This window comes from Rhodopila sp., from assembly GCF_965276935.1.
Lineage (GTDB): Bacteria > Pseudomonadota > Alphaproteobacteria > Acetobacterales > Acetobacteraceae > Rhodopila.
This window is the reverse complement of sequence record NZ_CBDIBS010000003.1, coordinates 788,952-806,997: the sequence shown is the minus strand read 5'-3', so window position 1 is coordinate 806,997 and position 18,046 is coordinate 788,952. Positions and strand designations below refer to the sequence as shown.

Sequence of the window (18,046 nt, the reverse complement as noted above, 5' to 3'; positions counted from 1 at the left end):
AGACGCCGGCAAATCATCGGCAGGTTTGGATGTCTGGAGGACACTTCATAAGCTGCATGAAATATTTGCCATTTGGCGATGATCCATGGGCAAGCCAGGGGAATCGCTTGAGTGTCTCATGCGATGCGCCGGATGACGTTTTCCAGATAATCCTGATTCCAGCCGGCCTTTTTACGGCGGTTCTTAAAGCTGGTGACGGGTTTCGCCTGGTTCAGTAAATTCATGGCAGTATGTTTCACGACCGCCATGTTGGCAGGGCCATGAGCGGTGCGCAGGCGCGCCAAATCGTCGTGGAATACCACATCCAGCACCCAGTGCAGCCGGTTCTCAATGCCCCAGCGGCTCCGCACGACCCTGGCGAGGGTCTCGGCACTGAGTTTGGTTGAGCACAGGTAGTATCGGGTTTCTGTCTGGATAACGTCGCCCCGCTCGGTTTCGCTTTCGATCATGCCGATGGCGGTCAGGCCAGGGAATGCAAATTCGCCCGGATGACGCCGCTCGGCGAACAGCCAGTCGATGTCGTGGCAGATCGTATGGCGGCGGGTTTCGATCCGGCCATGGTCGCCATCGACGGTCTCGAAGCTTTGCAGCGTCAGCGTTGGTGGTGGATCGGCAAAGACGGTTTCCACTTCGGCGTAGGTCGCTGGCCAGTTCTCCTTCAAGGCCAGCACGTAATCGCCACCACCCTCGATGATCGTCTGGGCAATCTCCTTCTGCGTGCCCATGGCATCGATGGTCACCAACGCGCCGGCCAGTTCCAGACGACGCAGCAGCACAGGAATGGCGGTGATCTCATTGGATTTCGCCGACACCGCCTCTTGTCCAAGGACCAATCGCTGACGCGTCGCCCAGGCGGACACCGTATGCAGCGGCAGACGCCCTTTGCCGCGGGCATGGCTGCGACGCGAGGTCTTGCCATCGATCGCGATAATCTCGGGCGTGTCAGTCCGCAACCCGTCTACCCAGGTCAGGAAACATGTCTTGAACAGCTCAGGATCAATCGCCGCGATCACGTCGCACAATGTGTCGTGGCTCGGGATGCCGTGCTTGAACGGCAGAAAACGGCGGAGGAAGCCCTGGCGTTCGCTGCCCCACAGGCTGATTTCGACAAAGTCGTCCGCACCGGCGATGGTCCCGCAGAGCATCAGCAACAGGATTTCCGGTAGAGGATATAGCACCTTCGTCGCTTGGCGCGGGTCCCGGAGGGCCGCGAAGTGGGACAAGAAGCAGGGCTGGCTTGGCATGGACATAGAGACCTCCTGATGAGAGGCTTCCGATGAATCCGATTCTAGCCCGCACGGGAATCCCTCAACCACTCAAGCGATCGCCCTGATGGGCAAGCGGTGCTCACTGGTGTAGATCGGGCGGTTGCTGCTAGGCTACATGGCATGTCGATCGCCGCCACCGCACGCGCACCAGAGGATCACAAGCCGTCCACCGCTGGCCAACCGGCATCAGCCGAAGCGGTTTTCGAGGCGCTGCTCGCGCCTCATCGTAGCCTGAGCCGGCGCGGGAGCGTGACCTTGATGGCTGCCGTCGCGATTGCCAGCGCGGCAATCGCGTGTCGCTTCTGGTTTATTGGGGCCTGGCCGGTGATGACCTTTAGCGTGATTGAAGTCTCGCTGGCGGTTTTGCTGTTGGCGATCAACCTGCGCCGTGCCCGCGCGCGCGAGCTCATTCAGCTAAGTTCGGCGGCAATAACGGTTGTTCAGACCGATCATAATGGTCGGCGGCATAGCTTCTCACTGCCTTCCGCATGGCTCCAGATCAAGCTCGACACTGCGGAAAATCGTTGCTCGCGCTTGCTGCTGAGCAGCCGTGGGTTTGCTCGGGAGATTGGCGCTTTCCTGCACGAACCTGAGAAGCTATCGCTGTTCGAGGCGCTGCGAGATGCCTTGCAAGCCTTGCGGCAGCCGCGGTTTGACAATGAGCAGCTTCGGGAAAGTTAGCGTCTGACGGAGAGCGTCTGGTTTGAGCGACGGCGGATGAACTGCCGGAAGCCGCGTTTCAATGCCTGTGGGGTGCAGGACCAACACAAACTAAAGGAAAAGGCGGCCGTTCTGGCGCCAATTCAACGAATTCGTCTCAAACTCTTAGGCTTCGGATGGACCCATTGACTTAATCAAGTCGAAAACGCGCTTGCGGACCGATGGATCAATGATCCGGTAGTAGGCCCGCACGAGTTCAAGCGTTTCCCGCCGGCTGAGTGTGTCATCTCCAAACGGATCGGTGCCATCCTGCAATCCTGTTGTTCGGCGGTTAGGGCCTCCGCCAAAATTCGCTGACAGACTATCCGGCATGTCATCAAAGAAGAAGCTTATCGGCACGTCCAGGACGCGCGATAGATCGAACAGGCGTGAGGCGCCGACGCGGTTAACGCCCCTTTCGTATTTCTGGACCTGTTGGAATGTCAGACCGAGCGACTCGCCAAGACGTTCCTGAGACATGCCCAAAAGCGTACGTCGGAGGCGAATACGCGTGCCCACATGCACGTCGATCGGGCTGGGGCGGCTCTCTCTCTCACTCACCATGACCTGGTCGGCCCCCGCCATGCTCTGCGTCTCCTTTCCCGCAAGGGACCATATACAAGTCCCTGCTCCAAAACGTCATCAACAGTTTCATACAAATCAAAGCCTCGCGAATTTAGCAGGACAGCTCATAAACTGCAACCAATAATTGTTAATTTAGAAAAAACGCCCTGTCAATAGTTTCAAATGTCTCGAACAGCATTATAAATTGGACAGAGGCGTTGACTTTAACGTTTTACTCCACCATGACAGTCCAAAAAAGACGCTTAACATGCCGATGCAGGCCGGGAGAAACAGTCCGACGCGGGCATACAATGTTACGGGAAGAGCCTCTGGCAGACCGATCGACACGACACCCGCCTGCCGCATGTTCAATCTGGCGAGTTCGCGTCCCTTCGAGTCGAAGGCCGCCGATATGCCCGTGTTGGCAGCACGCAGAAGCGGCAGACCCTCCTCCACCGCACGTAATCGGGCCGCCGCCAGGTGCTGCCGCGGTCCAGCGGAGTTGCCGAACCAGGCATCATTGGTGACATTGACCATCCAGGCTGGCCGGTTGGCTTCGTCGACGACTTGACCGGAAAAAATCGCCTCATAGCAGATCAGTGGACCGACCGGCGGGATACCTGGAAGGTAAAGAGTACGCGGACCGGGACCCGGCGCGAAGCCGCCGCCTGGAACAACCTGGATGCCCAGCGGCAGCCAGTCGGGCTGATATTCGCCGAACGGCACGAGATGCCACTTGTCGTAGATGCCCTCGATCACGCCGTCGGCACCCAGCGCGAACAGGCTGTTACGCGGGCGGCCCGCGGCGTCGAAGCGGACCGCGCCGATCAGCGCCTGGTTGTCCTCCGCAGCCTCGGCGATCAGTGCCCGCGCCTCGGGATCCGTTTGCAACAGGGCTGGGCTGGCGGTTTCCGGCCAGACGACCACGGCGGGACCGTGCACCTTGCCGACGGCATCGCGCGTGAGAGACAAATAGTGGCGGAAAATGGCAACCAGCAGCGCCTGGTTCCATTTCTGGCCCTGGGCGACATTGCCCTGGACCAGCAGGACCGTCACGCCCGAGGTGGACGGAGACGGCTGATCCAGTCTTATGATGCCGAAGACGCACCACAAGGCCAGCAATCCAATCCCCCCCAGGCGCCACCGCCAGCTTAACAGCGGCGTCGCGGCCAGCAGGACAGTGGCAAAGGTCATGCCATGCACGCCGGTCAGCGCGGCCGGTTGGATCAGAATATCGCCGATCCGTCCCGGCAGCTCCCAAACGCTGCCCAGGGGATTCCATGGAAAGCCGGTGGCGACGAACTGGCGTGCCAAATCGGTGAGCACCCACGCCCCGGCCAGGGTGAAAACCATCGGCCAGCCAGGGCGAGCCTTGCGCGCAACGGCGGCGGCGATGGCAGTGAAAAGCGCCAGCATCGCGGCCAGGGCCGGAACCGCGAAAGGCACCAGCCACCAGAAGCGGTCGGCTTCCAAAAAAATCGCTTCAGTGACCCAATATAGCCCAGCCGTATAGAGGCCGAGCCCGAACCACCAACCCCGGCGTGCGGCGACAGCGGATCCGCGTGCGCCCTCAATCAGGCACAGCAAAGCCGGGACCGTCAGCAACAGCACGGGAATGGCATGCACAGGGGGCAGGGCCAAGGCTGAACCCGCGCCCATCAGCAGCGCCGCCAGGTCGGCCCGCCATCCGGTCAACGAGGCAAGCCAGACAGCCGGCCGCCGGGTGCGCGCTATCCGCATTGGCGGCGGATCAGTCCTGCGGCTCGCGCGACTGAAGTTGGTAGTGTCGATAATACTTCTCGGTAATGAGGTCGGTCTGCACCACCACGGCGACGTCGATGGTATTGAACTGTGGATCGATCACCGCGCCGTCGCCGACGAAGCCGCCAAGCCGTAGATACCCCTTGATGAGCGGGGGCAGGTGGCTCAGCGCGGCACGTGGGTCGATGTCGACCGGCTCAAGCCGGCGCATCTCGACGTAGCGATGCTGCAAGGCACGCGGCCTGATCTCAGCAGGCGCGAGATGATGATGGGACAGGTAGCTCAGTTCCGTCGCCAGGACGTCCGGGTCGGTGCCTGGCAAGCTGGCACACCCGAACATCAGGTCGATCCGGTGGTGGAACACGTAGGCGGCGATCCCCCGCCAGAGAAGCTGCATCACCGATCGGTTGCGGTAGCCGGTATCCACGCAGGATCGTCCTAACTCGAGAATGCCGCCGGTCAACGCCTCAATGCGGCTGATGTCGTATTCATCGGCGGAGTAAAAATGACCGATACGGTGCGCACCGTCACGTTGGATCAGTCGATAGGTGCCGACGACGCTTTCCGGTCCGTCGCCCAGGCTATGATCAACCACAAGCAGATGGTCAGCAACGGTGTCGTAGATATCGCGGTCGCGCTGAGACAGGGCGGCGTTGGCGTCCGGCCGAGCGCCTAATTCCTGGTAGAAGATGCGATATCGCAGCGCCTGCGCCGCGTCGACCTCGGTTTCGCTGATCGCCAACCGGACACCAAGGTTACCCGTCCGCAGTTCCGCGAAAAGCGTCGAGGAGTCAGCGTTGGTCACGGCTCTACCTCGCTGCTCGACTTAAGGTCCGGCGGATCGCGATCATGCGCGTGTCGCTGCCGTCCAAACAGTTCAAGCCGCAAGGATACAAGGTCAAAGCCCAGCCGAGCAGCAATGGATTGCATGAGTTTATCGTGCTTGGCGTCCTGAAATTCGATAACCTTCCCGGTTTCGACATCAATCAAGTGATAGTGATGCGCTTCTTCACTCGGTTCATAACGCGCTCGGCCGCCACCAAAGTCGCGACGTTCAAGGATGCCGTGCTCCTCGAAGAGGCGGACGGTGCGGTAGACCGTGGCGATGGAGATATGCTGATCGAGTGCCGAGGCACGGCGATAAAGCTCCTCAACGTCAGGATGGTCGCTCGCCTCGGACAGGACACGCGCGACAACCCGGCGCTGTCCAGTCATCTTCAAGCCCCGTTCGACGCAGAGGCGCTCGATGCGCGATACCATTCGGTTCCTTGCCGTCGGCCTACTTACGAGTGACCCGCGACGGCTCACTCGAAGCATCGGCATACAATGCGAAGGTGGGGCCAGGGAAGCCCAACCGAAAGATCGGCCGGATACAGGCGGTCCGGCGGCCGATAGCGGAAGCGGGACCCTGAAGGGCAGCCGGGAAGAGTCAGGCGCCGCTGGTACGCCTGGTACCCAGGCCGATCTGTTTGGCCAGTGATGACCGTTTCTCGGCGTAGTTCGGAGCGACCATCGGGTAACCGACGTCCAGTCCCCATTTCTCCCGATACTGCTCCGGCGTGAGATTATAGGATGTAGCGAGGTGGCGCTTCAGCATCTTCAACCGTTTTCCGTCTTCCAGGCAAATTATGAAGTCCGGAAACACTGACTTGCGGACCGGCACAGCGGGCTGCTGTTTTTCCGCCGGGGTGGCAGGCTCCTGCCCAATATTCGTCAGTGTCTTATAAACATCCCGAATAAATACCGGCAGCACGTCCGCTTCCACCGGATTATTCGAGACATGAGCCGAGACGATCTGGGCCGTCAGTCCAAGCAAATTGCTCTCTATCATCTTGTCGGCCATTGGGAAGCCCTTTCAGATCACTATGCTGGATCTATATATGAAGCCAGATCGCGGTTTAGCAACAGCGACTGTTCAATCTTGAGTAAGTTGATATCATGACGGTAATGCAAGAAATTAGCCGCGAACTCGACATTACATCCGAGGTCTGTCCAATGACCTTCGTCAGAACACGCCTCGCCTTGGACCGCATGCTGCCAGGCGAAACTCTTCTAGTTAAATTGAAAGGGGATGAGCCTGTGCAAAACGTCCCTCGTACTGCAATAGAACAGGGACATGAAATACTTTCCATGAGGACTGATGCGGACGGAATCAGCCATTTGTTGATTCGCCGTGGCAAATAACAAATCCTTTAGGTCGTTTTCGGCGGCACTTTCAGGTCAAGGCGCAACACCAGCGCATCGGACCCATCAGAATAATACCGTTGTCGTCGTCCAGTTGGTATAAACCCTAGTCGGGTATAAAGTGCCTGGGCTGCAGTATTTTCGACCGAAACTTCAAGAAAGATCACGTCGGCGGCCGCTACGGTGAGCCTGAACAATACTTCCTTAAGCAGGTTGGTGGCGACACCGCGTCGCCGCGCCATGGGAACCACCGCGACGGTCAGGATCTCCGCCTCCCCGGCCGCGACTCGGAGCAGGATCATCGCATGCTCCCCGCAAAGCAGGCCGATCACGTTGGGCAGAGCCAGTTGCAGGCTGAACATACTCCGGCTCCACGCCTCCGCCGGCGGAAAAGCGGCGGCATGGATCGATTCAAGCAGACCGCTGTCGGCCTCGGTTGCCACGCGCAGCGTCATGCGCTAGCCGATTGGTGGCGGTCGGAAACCCTCGGCGGGCGGTTTCGCCTCCGGCGCATCAACATAGAGCGGGACGGTCGGCAGCGGTTTGATGCCACCGCGAAAGCGGCGCTGGCCTACCAGCGCGATGTGACGCCCAATCGGAAGCCTGGCGTCGGTCAGCATCACATTGGCGCCGCGGGATGCAAGCCGGGAGGCAACGTCAAGCGCGGCGCTGCCGGCGATGGCGACAGGGCCGCCGGGCAAGGGCAGGTCGGTCACGGCCAATGACAGCACATCTTCTCCGATTTCCAGGAACACACGGCCACGCCGGCTTGGCACCGCGCACCACAGGGCGCGGCCGCGCAGGGAAGGCAGCGAATCAGTCAAGGCCTCACCTACGGTCACACCGACGACCGGTGTGCTGGTAGCCATGCCAATCCCCAGCGCCAAGGCCAGCCCACTGCGAATGCCGGTAAAGCTGCCAGGGCCGACCGTGACGGTGATTAGGTCGAGAGATGAGGCCTTGATCGCCGCATCATCCAGAACGTCCCGCGTCATGATCGCCAGGGCGGAAGCATGGCCACGGTCCATATCCTTTTGACGTCCGCTCACCACTTGATCGCCGGAAACGAGCGTCGCCGAACAGCGGGCCAAGGCCGAATCGAGAGCCAGGATGCGCATGATCAGATGAGGCTAGCGCCTAGGTCAGACCTGGAAAAGCCAATCCCGGAAAAGCCAGATCATGCCAACATGCAGGCTTCGTCGAAGGTCAGACGCGGAGAGCGGTTGAACAGACCCTCCGGATCGCCATAGCCTAGGTTGACCAGAAAATTCGACCGCCAGCCGTTGCCGCTGAAGAAGGCCGCATCAACCTTGCCATTGTCGAACCCCGACATCGCGCCGGTGTCCAGGCCGAGGGAGCGGGCAGCGATCATCAGGTAGGCGCCCTGCAGCGTGCCGTTGCGAAACGCGGTGGTGGCGGCCAACGAGTCGTTGCTGGTAAACCACGAGATCGCATCGAGATTGTGCGGGAACAGCTGCGGCAGCTTTTCATAGAATTTCGGATCATAGGCGACGATGACCGTCACCGGCGCGGTCATGGTCTTTTCGGTGTTGCCGGATGACAAGGCCGGTGCCAGCTTTTCCTTGCCTTCCTTGGTCCGGATAAAGACGAAACGAGCCGGCGAGCTGTTGGCTGAAGTCGGACCGAATTTCACTACATTATAAAGCTCGTGCAGCGTTTCATCGCTTATCGGTTGGTCACGCCACTTGTTGTGCGTCCGCGCTTCACGAAACAGCAGGTCGAGACCAGCGGGCTCGATGGTCATAGGCAACTCTCCGAGAAGAATGCGGCATAGGAATGCTGCGCCGCAGCATGAAAGATAGCGCGTCGCGCGTCAACCGGCCCAAGACGAAGAACCGATGGCAAGCTGATCAGAGTTCGACCTGCTCGACGGCGACGACTTCCGGTACGTAATGGCGCAGCATGTTTTCGATGCCATGCTTCAAGGTCGCGCTGGAAGACGGACAGCCGGAACAGGACCCTTGCATATGCAGGCGAACAATGCCTTCGCGGTAGCCGCGGAAGACGATGTCGCCGCCGTCACCAGCCACGGCTGGGCGGACGCGGGTGTCCAGCAATTCCTTGATCTGGTCCACGATTTCCTGGTCGGCTGGGTCGACGTCCTCGGACAGGTCATCTTCCTTGCCATCAATGACCGGCAGGTCGGCGACGAAGTGGTCCATGACAGTTCCCAGTACCTGCGGCTTCAGCGCCTGCCAGGAAACCTCATCGGTCTTGGTCACGCTGATGAAGTCGCCGCCCAGGAACACGCGCGCCACGCCTGGCAGGGCAAACAGTGTGCTTGCCAGCGGACTGCGACCAGCCGACTCGGCAGACGCGAAATCGGCGGTGGAAAAGCCCATGACGTCCCGTCCCGGCAGGAACTTCAGGGTGGCAGGGTTAGGTGTGCCTTCGGTTTCAATGAACATGTCGGAGGCCTATTCTGGTGGTGAATATCCAATCCGGACCAGGGCGGTCCGGTCGCGTATCGCTACATCGGTCGAAAACCCGTGGCTGGCAAGAGGGTGTGGGCGACAAGGGGGTGAACCACTGCTTTTAATCCAGGCCAAAGAAGCCGTCGATTGCCTTGCCGATGCGGCGTATCCTCGCGCGCCTGCTTGTTGCGCAGGCGGAGAAACGGGCTTATCCGCCGCAAGCTCAGTCTGCCGCGATGGATATTCCTCCGAGACGAGCATCTTCTGCGTAGGCGCGCACCGCAGCACCAAACTGCTTGAAGATGGCACGCGAAACCGGATCACTCCGCCAGTCATATTCCGGGTGCCATTGGATGCCAACAGCGTAACCGGGAGCCGGCAAGTCGCTGCTGATCCCATCACAGCAAGTAATGACCTGGACGGCCTCGATGGTTCCATCCGGCGCCACGCCCTCCACCGCGAGACCGGGCGCAAGGCGATCGATACCCTGGTTGTGCAGCGAGTTGACCGCGATCTCGGTGGCGCCGGACAGCCGATGCAGCCAGCCACCAGGTGTGACCCGAATTGCATGCGCTTTGCCCTGCCGTACGCGCGCGGAGCCCTGCATCGGTGTGGAATGGTCCATACGGTCCGGCAGATCCTGAAGCCGCTGGTGCAGCGAACCGCCCAGCGCCACGTTCAGTTCCTGAAAGCCACGGCAGATCGCCAACAGCGGCATGCCGCGGAAAACGGCAGCACGGATCAATGGCAGGGTAATGCCATCGCGTCCGGGATCCTCGGGGGTTCCCTCGGCGTGCGGCGGCCCCTCATACAAAGTAGGCTGAACATTGGAACGGCTGCCGGTCAGGATGATGCCGTCCAGTCGCTCCAGCAAGGTGTCGATGTCAGCCATCGGGCCATTAGCCGGCAATAATACCGGAACGCCGCCAATCACCTCATCCGTCGCGCGGATATAGGTATCGGAGGCCGCATGATTCGGCATGCCAAACGTGCCAAACTGCTTGGTGCAGCAGCTTACCCCGATCAGTGGCTTGACGACCCGTGGCAACCTCATGTCGAAAATAATACTCCGGTTGGTCCGTGGTAAAAAGAAGACATTTTGGCCAGCGGCAGCAAATGATGGTTATGTGGGTTAAAACATGTCAACCGTTGCTGCCAGCCGCTGGATCAGCCTCCCTTTGTCGCGGCGGGTGTGTTGATCTGCTCGAACAGTTGCTGGTCGAACGTGCCGCCGATCTGGACGTTGTAAAGGGTGACATGGGTCTCGCGGCGCTGTGCGTCGACCACTGTCCATTGCCGCAAGGCCAGCGGCTGATCCGCAAAGATCAGCGTCAGCGAACCGTCGCCAGGGCTGTCGGTGCGCACGAGGGTAAGTTGAACCTGACCCGGCAGCCGCTGGATCGCAGTCACCGTCACACCGCCAGACAGCACGACGTGCCCCGCCAGCAGGATGCCGAGCGGTGTGCGACCAAGGGGAATATTGGTGGTTTGCTGCAGGGCCGCATCATGGAAGGTTAAAACACCATAATCAGCGATCAGCAGGAAAGGAGCCGGCGGATCATACTGGAAGCGCATTCGTCCCGGCCTCTCCAACCAAGCGGTGCCGTCAGAAATCCCACCATCGGCGGCAACCTGAACAAAGTGCGCCTTGAGCGTTTTCAGCCCGTTGAGATAAGCCTCCACCCGAGCCGTATCAGCCTGGTCCTGGGCGGATGCAGGATTCGCACGCGCGATGATCGAACCAACGGGAAGCAGACCAACAGATAACAGCAGAGAACGACGACGGATCATGGATATTGAGATGGCGTGTCGGGTGGCTCTTTGCAAATCCGCCTGGCTCCGCCTGGCGTCGATTGAGACATGCCCGACTTGCTTACGGTGATGGATGCCACCGGATCACCTTCGTGCCATGCGCAGCAGGTTTTTGCCGACGATCGGCAGGCATGTTGGCCAGGGTCTTGTGTGCTGGTCGCACCGATGCGCGCGAGGCAGACGCCTTCTGTTTATAAAGACATGCCGTGCATGCGGTCATCGGATTTCATGACGATGCCGTGGACGCAGCGGCTATTTCCCGTGATGGCGGCAGTGCCGATTACCGGGGCCTGGACGCAAATCGCCCACGGCGTGCCGCCAGCGTGGGCGAGCGGCTCTGTCGGGACGACAGCGAACCAGCTGCTGGTGCCGGGTTGCCGGATTTGTCCGCCGTCACGGTGGACCCGCTGTCGCGGGCGCGGCCGCGAATACAAAATCATCCATGTTAACACACCTGGATGAAGAACGTTTCATGTTGCCGGTGGTATGCGGAAAAGGCCTCTGGCTGTATTGGGATCTGCCTTTTCAATCGTCGACGGAGGCCGACTTGCGAACCACCAGGAATCTTATTCTCGTCAGCGCGGCGGCGATGACGCTCGCCGGCACGGCCAGCTTGGCGCAGGCAAAACGCCCCGATGATCACATCCTGACCCTTCAGCTTCCGGATGGAGCGGTCGAGCAGATCCGTTACACTGGGGACGTGCCGCCTCAGGTAGTTCTGACGCCCGACAGGATGCCGTTAGCGATGTCCTTCGCCGCAGACGATCCATTCGCCAGGATCGAGAGAATCTCCGCCGCAATGGACCGTCAGGCCGCCGCCATGCTTCAGGCCATCGGCGGCATGGCCGCGCAGCCAGTCAGCCGCCCGTTGACCGAGTCGCGACTACGCCCGTCTTCGACCGAGGAAGGCTACAGTATTATCTCGACCGCGTCTGGCAGTGGCGTCTGCACCCGCAGCATGCAGATTACATACTCAGGCGATGGTCAGGCGCCGCACGTTGTATCGCGGACCACAGGCGATTGTCGGGCCGAGGGTTTGGCTGTTCCAAGCAAGTTGCCGGGTGCACCGGCACCGGAGCATGATTTCAAGACAATCAAGGTCAAGGCACATAGGGGTTCGCCCGCGACCGAACCGTACAAGGGCCTGGTGCACCAGATCAGTGACTGGCGGCGCTGAACCGTAGGCGTCAGATCTGCCACGCTGCCAGCAGCGTATCAATTTCGTCGGCGGCGACGGGCGCAAGGACGGTTTGCTGCTGGCTTATGACCGAAAGTATGCCGGCCAAAGGGTAGATTGCGACTGCGCGCCTTGTCCGATAGAACCTGTTGCCTTGAGTGGCGTTAAGCCCGAACTATAATCGGAGATGTTCAATGCGAGGTATTCTGCTGGCTACTGTTCTCATGAGCTTTGCCGTTGCCGCCTATGCCGCGGACGATAGCAAGCCGGCGGGAACGGCCAAAGGCGCAGCCGTCGGCGCCGTCGCGGGGCATGAGGTCGGCAGCGGCCATGCCGCGGCTGGCGCGGCCACCGGTGCCGCTATTGGGCATCATCAGTCAAAGAAGGCTGAGAAGACCAAGCAGTAAAACACACTGTCGCATCTCACGCGGCGGACAAGACCACTGTCAAGCCGGAGTTGAAAAGGCGCTACGGAGGCACGGGAAAACCGGACTGCCATACTTCATGTACGCAGCAGGAACGGGTTTTGCTGCGCATAATGGAAGATCAGATGGGATTTCAATTCCTTTCCTATGTCTCGGTAGTTCCGGTCCTTTGCGTTGACGTCAGCGCCATGCGACGTTCCGACGGGTCAGGCTGACGTTCATGGTGGCATGAACCTTCAAGCAATGACATTCATATCTCGCATTGCGCGGCTGGATCGCTCGTTATAGGAGCACCAAAACGCCAACGGGAAACGATCCGCAATGACAGCCACCGTGCTTTATTCGGAAAATTCATATCCAGACGATAGTGTGGAGCGGCGGATCTACGGCGCCGATGTACGGGTTATCTTTCCAACGTCGTCCGGGTCCCTGGCCGATCTGCCCGATGAGGATTGCGCCGCGGCCGAGGGGCTGATGATCCTGCGCTTCAAGGTCACCGCTGCCGACCTGCCCCGATTCCCGAAGCTGCGCGCCATCTGCCGCATGGGTGTGGGTTACGACAACCTGGACCGGGCGGCCGCGGCCGAACGTCAGATCATGATCTTGAACGTTCCCGACTATGGCACCACCGAGGTTGCCGATCACGCGATTGCCCTGGCGCTGTCGCTGCGCCGGGGCCTGCTGCTGCACCACGAGGCACAGCGCGACAACCCGCCAGCAGCCTGGCGCTATATCATTGATCCATTGGTCCGCCGATCATCGGTGCAGACCTTCGGCCTTGTCGGCATGGGCCGCATCGCCACCGCCGTCGCGTTGCGAGCCAAGGCGCTCGGCTTTCGCGTCGTGTTCTTCGATCCGTATCTGCCGAATGGCGTGGAACTCGGCCTGGGCATCCAGCGTGCCGCCACGCTGCAGGACCTGCTGCGGCAGACCGACACGCTGTCGGTCCATACCCCGCTGACCCGGGAAACCAGAGGTCTGCTGGGATTCGAGGAACTGTCGCTCCTGCCCAGGAGCGCGGTTGTGGTCAACACCGCCCGCGGCCCGATCATCGATATTGATGCGTTGGCGACACTGCTGAAAAGCGGCCACCTCGCCGGCGTCGGATTGGACGTGGTCCCGGTGGAGCCGCCGGTGGAGCCGGTGCCGGAACTGCTGCGTGCCTACCGCGCCCGTGAACCCTGGACGCTGGGTCGGCTGATCATTACGCCGCACTCTGCTTTCTTCACGCCGCAAGCCTGGGACGACATTCGCTCCAAATCCGCCGAAACCATGCGCGCCGCCCTGCTCGGCCCACGGCCACAGAACGTGATACCGCCGGAGAGCGACTGACGGCAGTGCCAACGGCGTGACAATCACGCCCGACCGGCCCTGACTGCTCGCTTCAGCCATGTCCGGTCCGCCGGCCTTGATCGCCAGCGGGAACGCTCGCCGGACGGCATGATCGGCATACACATCCGGGCCGATTAAACCACATCGCCGCGGCCCGCCACGGCCGCGGCCTGGCGCAGTCGCTCCTGCACTTGCGGCGGTCCCACCGCCAGCACGCGTGCGCGGGCCGATTAGACCGATGACCACCCTGAGCAAAGCATTGCGGTGGCAAAAGGAATTGCGCTATGCCGGGGACAGGTCGTTGCCTGGGTGTAGGCGCGGCATGTGGGGCCAATTCAGGTGGAAGAAGCGGCAGAAGATCGGCATCGGGGCGCCCCACTGGTCGCGCATATCTTTCCAACATTCGCGGTAGGCGGAGCACAGGTGCGGTTCGCCGCCATTGCCAACCACTTTGGCCGCGCGTTCCGCCATATCGTTGTCTCGCTGGACGGAAACCTGGTCTGCCAGGAACGCCTTCGCCCGGACCTGGACGTGACGTTCCCCCCGGTCCGCGTCACCAAAAGCGCGATGCTGTCCAGCGCGTGGCGCTTCCGCCGTCTGCTGCGCGAATGGCGGCCGGACGTGCTGGTGACCTGCAACTGGGGCGCGATTGAATTCGCGCTGGCCAACATCCTGCCGATGACCCGCCACCTGCACGTGGTGGATGGTTTCGGGCCGGAGGAACGCGCCACACAGATCCCGCGCCGGGTCCTGATGCGGCGGATGGTGCTGGGGCGCACGCCGGTGGTCCTGCCATCCCGCAACCTCGTCCGCATCGCTACCGAGGTCTGGAAGCTGCCGCCGCAGGTAATCCGCTACGTACCCAATGGGGTCGAGCTGCAGCGCTTCGCCGAACAAGCCAGCGGCCGCGGATCGTCGCCGCTGGTGATCGGCACGATCGCGGCGCTTCGCGAGGAAAAGAATATCGCCCGTCTGCTGCGCGCTTTCGCGCTGCTGCAAAAAACCATTCCGGTTCGTCTTATTATCGTCGGTGACGGTCCGGAGCGCGCAGCGCTGACCGCGCTCGCCGCCGAGATCGGCGTCGCGGAGCAGGTGACGTTCGCTGGTCACCGGCAGGACACGCCTGACTTCTACGCCCGGTTCGACGTGTTCGCGCTGTCATCGGATACCGAGCAGATGCCGTTCTCGGTGATCGAGGCGATGGCCAGCGGTTTGCCGGTTGTCTCCACGGATGTGGGCGACGTGCGGAGCATGGTGGCCGAGGCGAACGCGCAATTTGTCACCAGGCTGGACGACGCGGCGCTGGCGGCTGCCCTGCGCAGGCTGCTGGCGGACCCGGCATTGCGACGAGAGGTCGGCGTCGCCAATCGGGCCAAGGCGCATCGGGATTTCGATCAGGCCGCGATGTTCGCCGCCCATGGCGCACTGTGGCGCGGGATATCGGCTAGTCCGTGACCGTTGTGCAAGGTGCTGGCGTTGAGGTTTCCGGTGTGACGGACTTCGCCGCGCTGGAGGCGCGTTGGAGGGACCTGGAGCAGCGCGCCAGCCCCTCATTCTTCCAAAGCTGGACCTGGACCGGCTGCCTGGTGGCGGAGCGGTTTCCCGACCCGGTGCTGGTGACCGCGACCGAGGCCGGACGCACGGTCGCGCTGGCACTGTTCAATCGGGTTCGCCAGCGCATCGCGCCCAGCCTGCTGTACCTGGGCGAAACCGGCGATGATGGACTGGACTCGCCCTACATCGAACATAACGGCGTGCTGGCCGAGACGGGACGGGAGGCGGCACTGGCCGAGATCTGCCTGCGCGCCGTGGCCGCATCCCACATACTCGTCTTGTCCGGCATTGGTGAACCCGTTCTGCGAACCGTTCGGCGGGTGGCTGGCCTGGTCTGGACCCGCAAGCAAAGGGAGTCGCCGTTCGTCGACCTGGCGGCGTCGCGGCGGTCCGGGGCAGATTTTCTGGCGGGACGAAGTCCCAATACCCGCCAGCAAATTCGCCGCTCCGACCGATCCTACGCGGCGCGCGGCGTTCTGACGGTGCGGTGTGCCGATACGCTGGAAGCGGCGCACGCCATGCTGGATAACATGGCGGCCTTACATCAAACGAGCTGGGTCGCGCGGGGGCAGCCCGGAAGTTTTGCCAGGCCGTTCTTCGGGCGCTTCCATCATGCTTTGGTCGATGCCGGCTTTCCACGCGGCGAGGTGGCGCTTACCGCCACCTATAAAGGCCAGAGCCTCATCGGCATCCTGTACAATTTCTCATTCCGGGGGCGGATCCTGGCCTACCAGAGCGGGTTTGATTACACGGCGGCCGGAACGCATGAGAAACCGGGGCTGACCTGCCACCACGCCGCGATACGGCAGGCGCTGGAACAAGGTGCGGATGTCTACGATTTTCTTGCGGGCAATGATCGTTACAAGCGCAGCCTTGCTGATGGATCGGACCAGCACTACTGGGTGGAAGCTGGCCCAGTCTGGTCGCCGCGGCTGCTTTCGCGCCGGATGCGCTCGATTTTTGGATCATGATCGATGTCCATCGCCAGGCGCGGCGGTCCGGGGGCTGCGGAAGAACCGCGGCCGGCCGGCGCCTTCCGCATCGCCGCGCGCAGCCGGCCGGATATATGCCGCATCAATTCAACCGCTCCGGATAATCGCCATGGGTTGACCAGCAGCAGACCGATACGCTGGCGGCGCTGCGTCGCCCAGCCTTGCTTGTAGTCATCGTCTCCACGGCCGAAGTCGATCTGATCCACGTGTTCCTCGTCGAGCAGGTGGCGCAGCATCAGCGCGGTCAGCACAGTGCCGGGGGAATGTGCCTTGAAGGCCTCGTCATGTGCCAGTTTCAGCACGGTGGCGTGGCCAGCCTCCAGGATCCAGAACTGCACCGCGACCGGCGTGGCGCCGATCGACCAGACACCGAACCGCAGCAGGCCGAGCGCTGCTGTCGCGTGCATGAACGCCACGTTGAAGCGCGGGTAGGGTTCCGGTCCTTTCCAACTGCGCGCGTAGACTGACTCAAACGCATCCGCCGCGATGGCCATGTCCGCCGGCGTGCTCAGCACCGCAAAGCGCGCGTCCGGCAACTTGTCGGCCTGCCGCAGCCGGCGACGGATGGTTTCGCGCAAGGCACCGGACCGCCGTGCCAGATAGCTGGTCCAGTCCATTCCAGCGACATCCTCATGCCAGTTGCCGAAATGGTTGAAGCGTAGCGGTCGCAGCCCGGCTTGGCGAACGCCGGCGAGCAGGTCGGGCAGCTCGTCCCATTCCGCCGGCAGCGCGTCCAGCCGGGTGACGCCGCGGATTCGGCAGAAGCGGCCGAACGCCGCCATCGTGGCGATGCGGGTTAAACGATCCAGGCCGGTGGCGAACAGTGGTGTATAGCGGCAGGTGTAGGGCGTGGTCAGGCTTTCCAGCGCGGCGATGCCATTGCGGCGCAGCAATGGAACCAAAGCCAACACATGATCGCCGGCTTTGCATACAACAAACACCGCCGCGGAACCCGCCGGCATGGCGTCCGACAGAACGACGCTCCACCACGCGCGTCCGGCAAAAAGCGATCCCGCCTGGTCGCGCGGAAGCCGCTGATCCAGCAAGAACTGGACTTCGGGCGGCAGAACGGCCGCCGTGGCAAAGGTCTCGACCGAGACATCAGCGTACGCAATACCACGCATAACCGATCCACTCGTGCAGGGCATAGTAGCCGGCCAGCCAGGCGCTGGCGTGTGGCAGGAAGTCATTGAAATTCGGCCGCAGCGGATCGCCTGGCGGGGTTGGCGCCGCGGTCACTGTCAGACCGGTGCCCGCGAATGCCAGCAGCGCCCGCCGCATGTGCCAAGCGCTGGTGACGACGTAGACAGAATTGATGCCTTCGGCGCGCAGGATACCGGCGCTGAAGCGAGCGTTTTCCCAAGTGTCGCGCGATCTGTCCTCGATCCAGCGGGCCGGCCTGCGGAAGTCGTCACGCAGGCTGTCGCCCATCACGATGCCGACCGGCGCGGTATTCGGTTGGGTCACGCCGCCGGTCGCCAGGATCGGCAGGCCGGTACGTCGGGACAGGCCAGCGGCGGTGCGCAGCCGCTCCAGCGTCAGTGGACCAGGCCCGACCCCAAGCGGTTCCGACTTCGCGCGGAACACTTCGGCACCCAGGACGACGATCGCACCCGGCGGGTGATCGGCCGGCGGGGTCGTGGGCAATCCGGCTTCCAGCGCCAGCAGCAGGTTTTCCGATACGATCGGCATTGCCAGCAGAATCAGTGCAATCACCGCTGTCCACGCCAGGCGGTATCCGAAGCGCCGCCCGCGTCGGTGCAGCAGCAGGCCGACGACAATCAGCGTCGCCAATCCCATTGGCGGCATGACCAACGTCAGGAGCAGGCTTTTCACGAACTAG

The 18,046-nt window shown here is 61.9% G+C and carries 21 protein-coding genes; 7 read left to right on the top strand and 14 right to left on the bottom strand.

Translation table 11 applies throughout. The features are described from left to right. Positions 1-116 precede the first annotated feature (116 nt). Entirely contained in the window at positions 117-1,250 is a 1,134-nt protein-coding gene (locus tag ACQY4S_RS11570) for an ISAs1 family transposase (protein WP_428485351.1), read from the bottom strand. Positions 1,251-1,388: 138 nt separating this feature from the next. On the opposite strand from ACQY4S_RS11570, the gene ACQY4S_RS11565 reads away from it, so the two are divergent. Further along, complete coding sequence (locus ACQY4S_RS11565; RefSeq protein ID WP_428485350.1) at positions 1,389-1,949, top strand: DUF2244 domain-containing protein; 561 nt, start codon at positions 1,389-1,391, stop codon at positions 1,947-1,949. 144 nt (positions 1,950-2,093) lie between these two features. On the opposite strand, the gene ACQY4S_RS11560 is transcribed toward ACQY4S_RS11565, so the two are convergent. From ACQY4S_RS11560 to ACQY4S_RS11540, 5 genes are all read right to left on the bottom strand, one after another. Continuing rightward, a complete protein-coding gene (locus ACQY4S_RS11560; protein ID WP_428485349.1) occupies positions 2,094-2,552 on the bottom strand; it encodes a helix-turn-helix domain-containing protein in 459 nt (152 codons plus the stop codon). Positions 2,553-2,729: 177 nt separating this feature from the next. Then, positions 2,730-4,271 (bottom strand): apolipoprotein N-acyltransferase, encoded by a 1,542-nt coding sequence (gene lnt / locus ACQY4S_RS11555; protein ID WP_428485348.1) that lies wholly within the window; start codon positions 4,269-4,271, stop codon positions 2,730-2,732. A gap of 10 nt (positions 4,272-4,281) precedes the next feature. Further along, positions 4,282-5,097 (bottom strand): GNAT family N-acetyltransferase, encoded by an 816-nt coding sequence (locus tag ACQY4S_RS11550; protein WP_428485347.1) that lies wholly within the window; start codon positions 5,095-5,097, stop codon positions 4,282-4,284. Next, positions 5,094-5,552, bottom strand: coding sequence for a Fur family transcriptional regulator (locus tag ACQY4S_RS11545; protein ID WP_428485346.1), 459 nt, complete (start codon positions 5,550-5,552; stop codon positions 5,094-5,096). Before ACQY4S_RS11545 ends, ACQY4S_RS11550 begins: the two co-directional genes overlap by 4 nt. Before the next feature lie 169 nt (positions 5,553-5,721). Next, positions 5,722-6,135, bottom strand: a complete 414-nt coding sequence (locus ACQY4S_RS11540) for a MucR family transcriptional regulator (protein ID WP_428485345.1) — start codon at positions 6,133-6,135, stop codon at positions 5,722-5,724. A gap of 95 nt (positions 6,136-6,230) precedes the next feature. Between ACQY4S_RS11540 and ACQY4S_RS11535 the strand changes: the two genes are divergently transcribed. Beyond that, positions 6,231-6,476: a sulfurtransferase TusA family protein gene (locus tag ACQY4S_RS11535; RefSeq protein ID WP_428485344.1), complete on the top strand. Its 246-nt coding sequence runs from the start codon at positions 6,231-6,233 to the stop codon at positions 6,474-6,476. An 8-nt stretch (positions 6,477-6,484) separates the two neighbouring features. Here ACQY4S_RS11535 and ACQY4S_RS11530 read toward each other — a convergent pair whose 3' ends face one another. The 6 genes from ACQY4S_RS11530 to ACQY4S_RS11505 form a co-directional block, all read right to left on the bottom strand. Continuing rightward, complete coding sequence (locus tag ACQY4S_RS11530; protein WP_428485343.1) at positions 6,485-6,931, bottom strand: GNAT family N-acetyltransferase; 447 nt, start codon at positions 6,929-6,931, stop codon at positions 6,485-6,487. A 3-nt stretch (positions 6,932-6,934) separates the two neighbouring features. Next, the gene (tsaB, locus tag ACQY4S_RS11525) at positions 6,935-7,594 is read right to left on the bottom strand and encodes a tRNA (adenosine(37)-N6)-threonylcarbamoyltransferase complex dimerization subunit type 1 TsaB (protein WP_428485342.1); all 660 of its coding nucleotides are present in this window, start codon (positions 7,592-7,594) and stop codon (positions 6,935-6,937) included. Between the two features lie 59 nt (positions 7,595-7,653). Beyond that, entirely contained in the window at positions 7,654-8,241 is a 588-nt protein-coding gene (locus ACQY4S_RS11520; protein ID WP_428485341.1) for a malonic semialdehyde reductase, read from the bottom strand. A gap of 106 nt (positions 8,242-8,347) precedes the next feature. After that, a complete protein-coding gene (locus ACQY4S_RS11515; protein WP_428485340.1) occupies positions 8,348-8,905 on the bottom strand; it encodes a NifU family protein in 558 nt (185 codons plus the stop codon). A gap of 229 nt (positions 8,906-9,134) precedes the next feature. Continuing rightward, on the bottom strand, positions 9,135-9,965 hold the full coding sequence (locus tag ACQY4S_RS11510) for a gamma-glutamyl-gamma-aminobutyrate hydrolase family protein (RefSeq protein WP_428485339.1): 831 nt from the start codon (positions 9,963-9,965) through the stop codon (positions 9,135-9,137). Between the two features lie 113 nt (positions 9,966-10,078). Further along, complete coding sequence (locus ACQY4S_RS11505) at positions 10,079-10,702, bottom strand: LolA family protein (RefSeq protein WP_428485338.1); 624 nt, start codon at positions 10,700-10,702, stop codon at positions 10,079-10,081. Between the two features lie 463 nt (positions 10,703-11,165). Here ACQY4S_RS11505 and ACQY4S_RS11500 point away from each other — a divergent pair, with 463 nt between their 5' ends. The 5 genes from ACQY4S_RS11500 (at position 11,166) to ACQY4S_RS11480 (ending at position 16,182) form a co-directional block, all read left to right on the top strand. After that, on the top strand, positions 11,166-11,900 hold the full coding sequence (locus ACQY4S_RS11500; RefSeq protein ID WP_428485337.1) for a hypothetical protein: 735 nt from the start codon (positions 11,166-11,168) through the stop codon (positions 11,898-11,900). A gap of 194 nt (positions 11,901-12,094) precedes the next feature. Next, positions 12,095-12,307 carry a hypothetical protein gene (locus ACQY4S_RS11495; RefSeq protein WP_428485336.1) on the top strand — a complete coding sequence of 71 codons (213 nt, stop codon included), beginning with the start codon at positions 12,095-12,097 and terminating at the stop codon, positions 12,305-12,307. A 339-nt stretch (positions 12,308-12,646) separates the two neighbouring features. Continuing rightward, positions 12,647-13,657, top strand: coding sequence for a C-terminal binding protein (locus tag ACQY4S_RS11490; protein ID WP_428485335.1), 1,011 nt, complete (start codon positions 12,647-12,649; stop codon positions 13,655-13,657). A gap of 324 nt (positions 13,658-13,981) precedes the next feature. After that, a complete protein-coding gene (locus tag ACQY4S_RS11485) occupies positions 13,982-15,112 on the top strand; it encodes a glycosyltransferase (protein ID WP_428485334.1) in 1,131 nt (376 codons plus the stop codon). Beyond that, on the top strand, positions 15,109-16,182 hold the full coding sequence (locus ACQY4S_RS11480) for a GNAT family N-acetyltransferase (protein ID WP_428485333.1): 1,074 nt from the start codon (positions 15,109-15,111) through the stop codon (positions 16,180-16,182). The genes ACQY4S_RS11485 and ACQY4S_RS11480 overlap by 4 nt, the downstream gene beginning before the upstream one ends. Here the strand turns inward: ACQY4S_RS11480 and ACQY4S_RS11475 are convergent. Both ACQY4S_RS11475 and ACQY4S_RS11470 read right to left on the bottom strand, forming a co-directional pair. Then, complete coding sequence (locus ACQY4S_RS11475) at positions 16,107-17,327, bottom strand: GNAT family N-acetyltransferase (protein ID WP_428485332.1); 1,221 nt, start codon at positions 17,325-17,327, stop codon at positions 16,107-16,109. The two genes, ACQY4S_RS11480 and ACQY4S_RS11475, sit on opposite strands and share 76 nt — an antisense overlap. Then, positions 17,305-18,039, bottom strand: coding sequence for a YdcF family protein (locus tag ACQY4S_RS11470; RefSeq protein WP_428485331.1), 735 nt, complete (start codon positions 18,037-18,039; stop codon positions 17,305-17,307). Before ACQY4S_RS11470 ends, ACQY4S_RS11475 begins: the two co-directional genes overlap by 23 nt. Positions 18,040-18,046 lie beyond the last annotated feature (7 nt).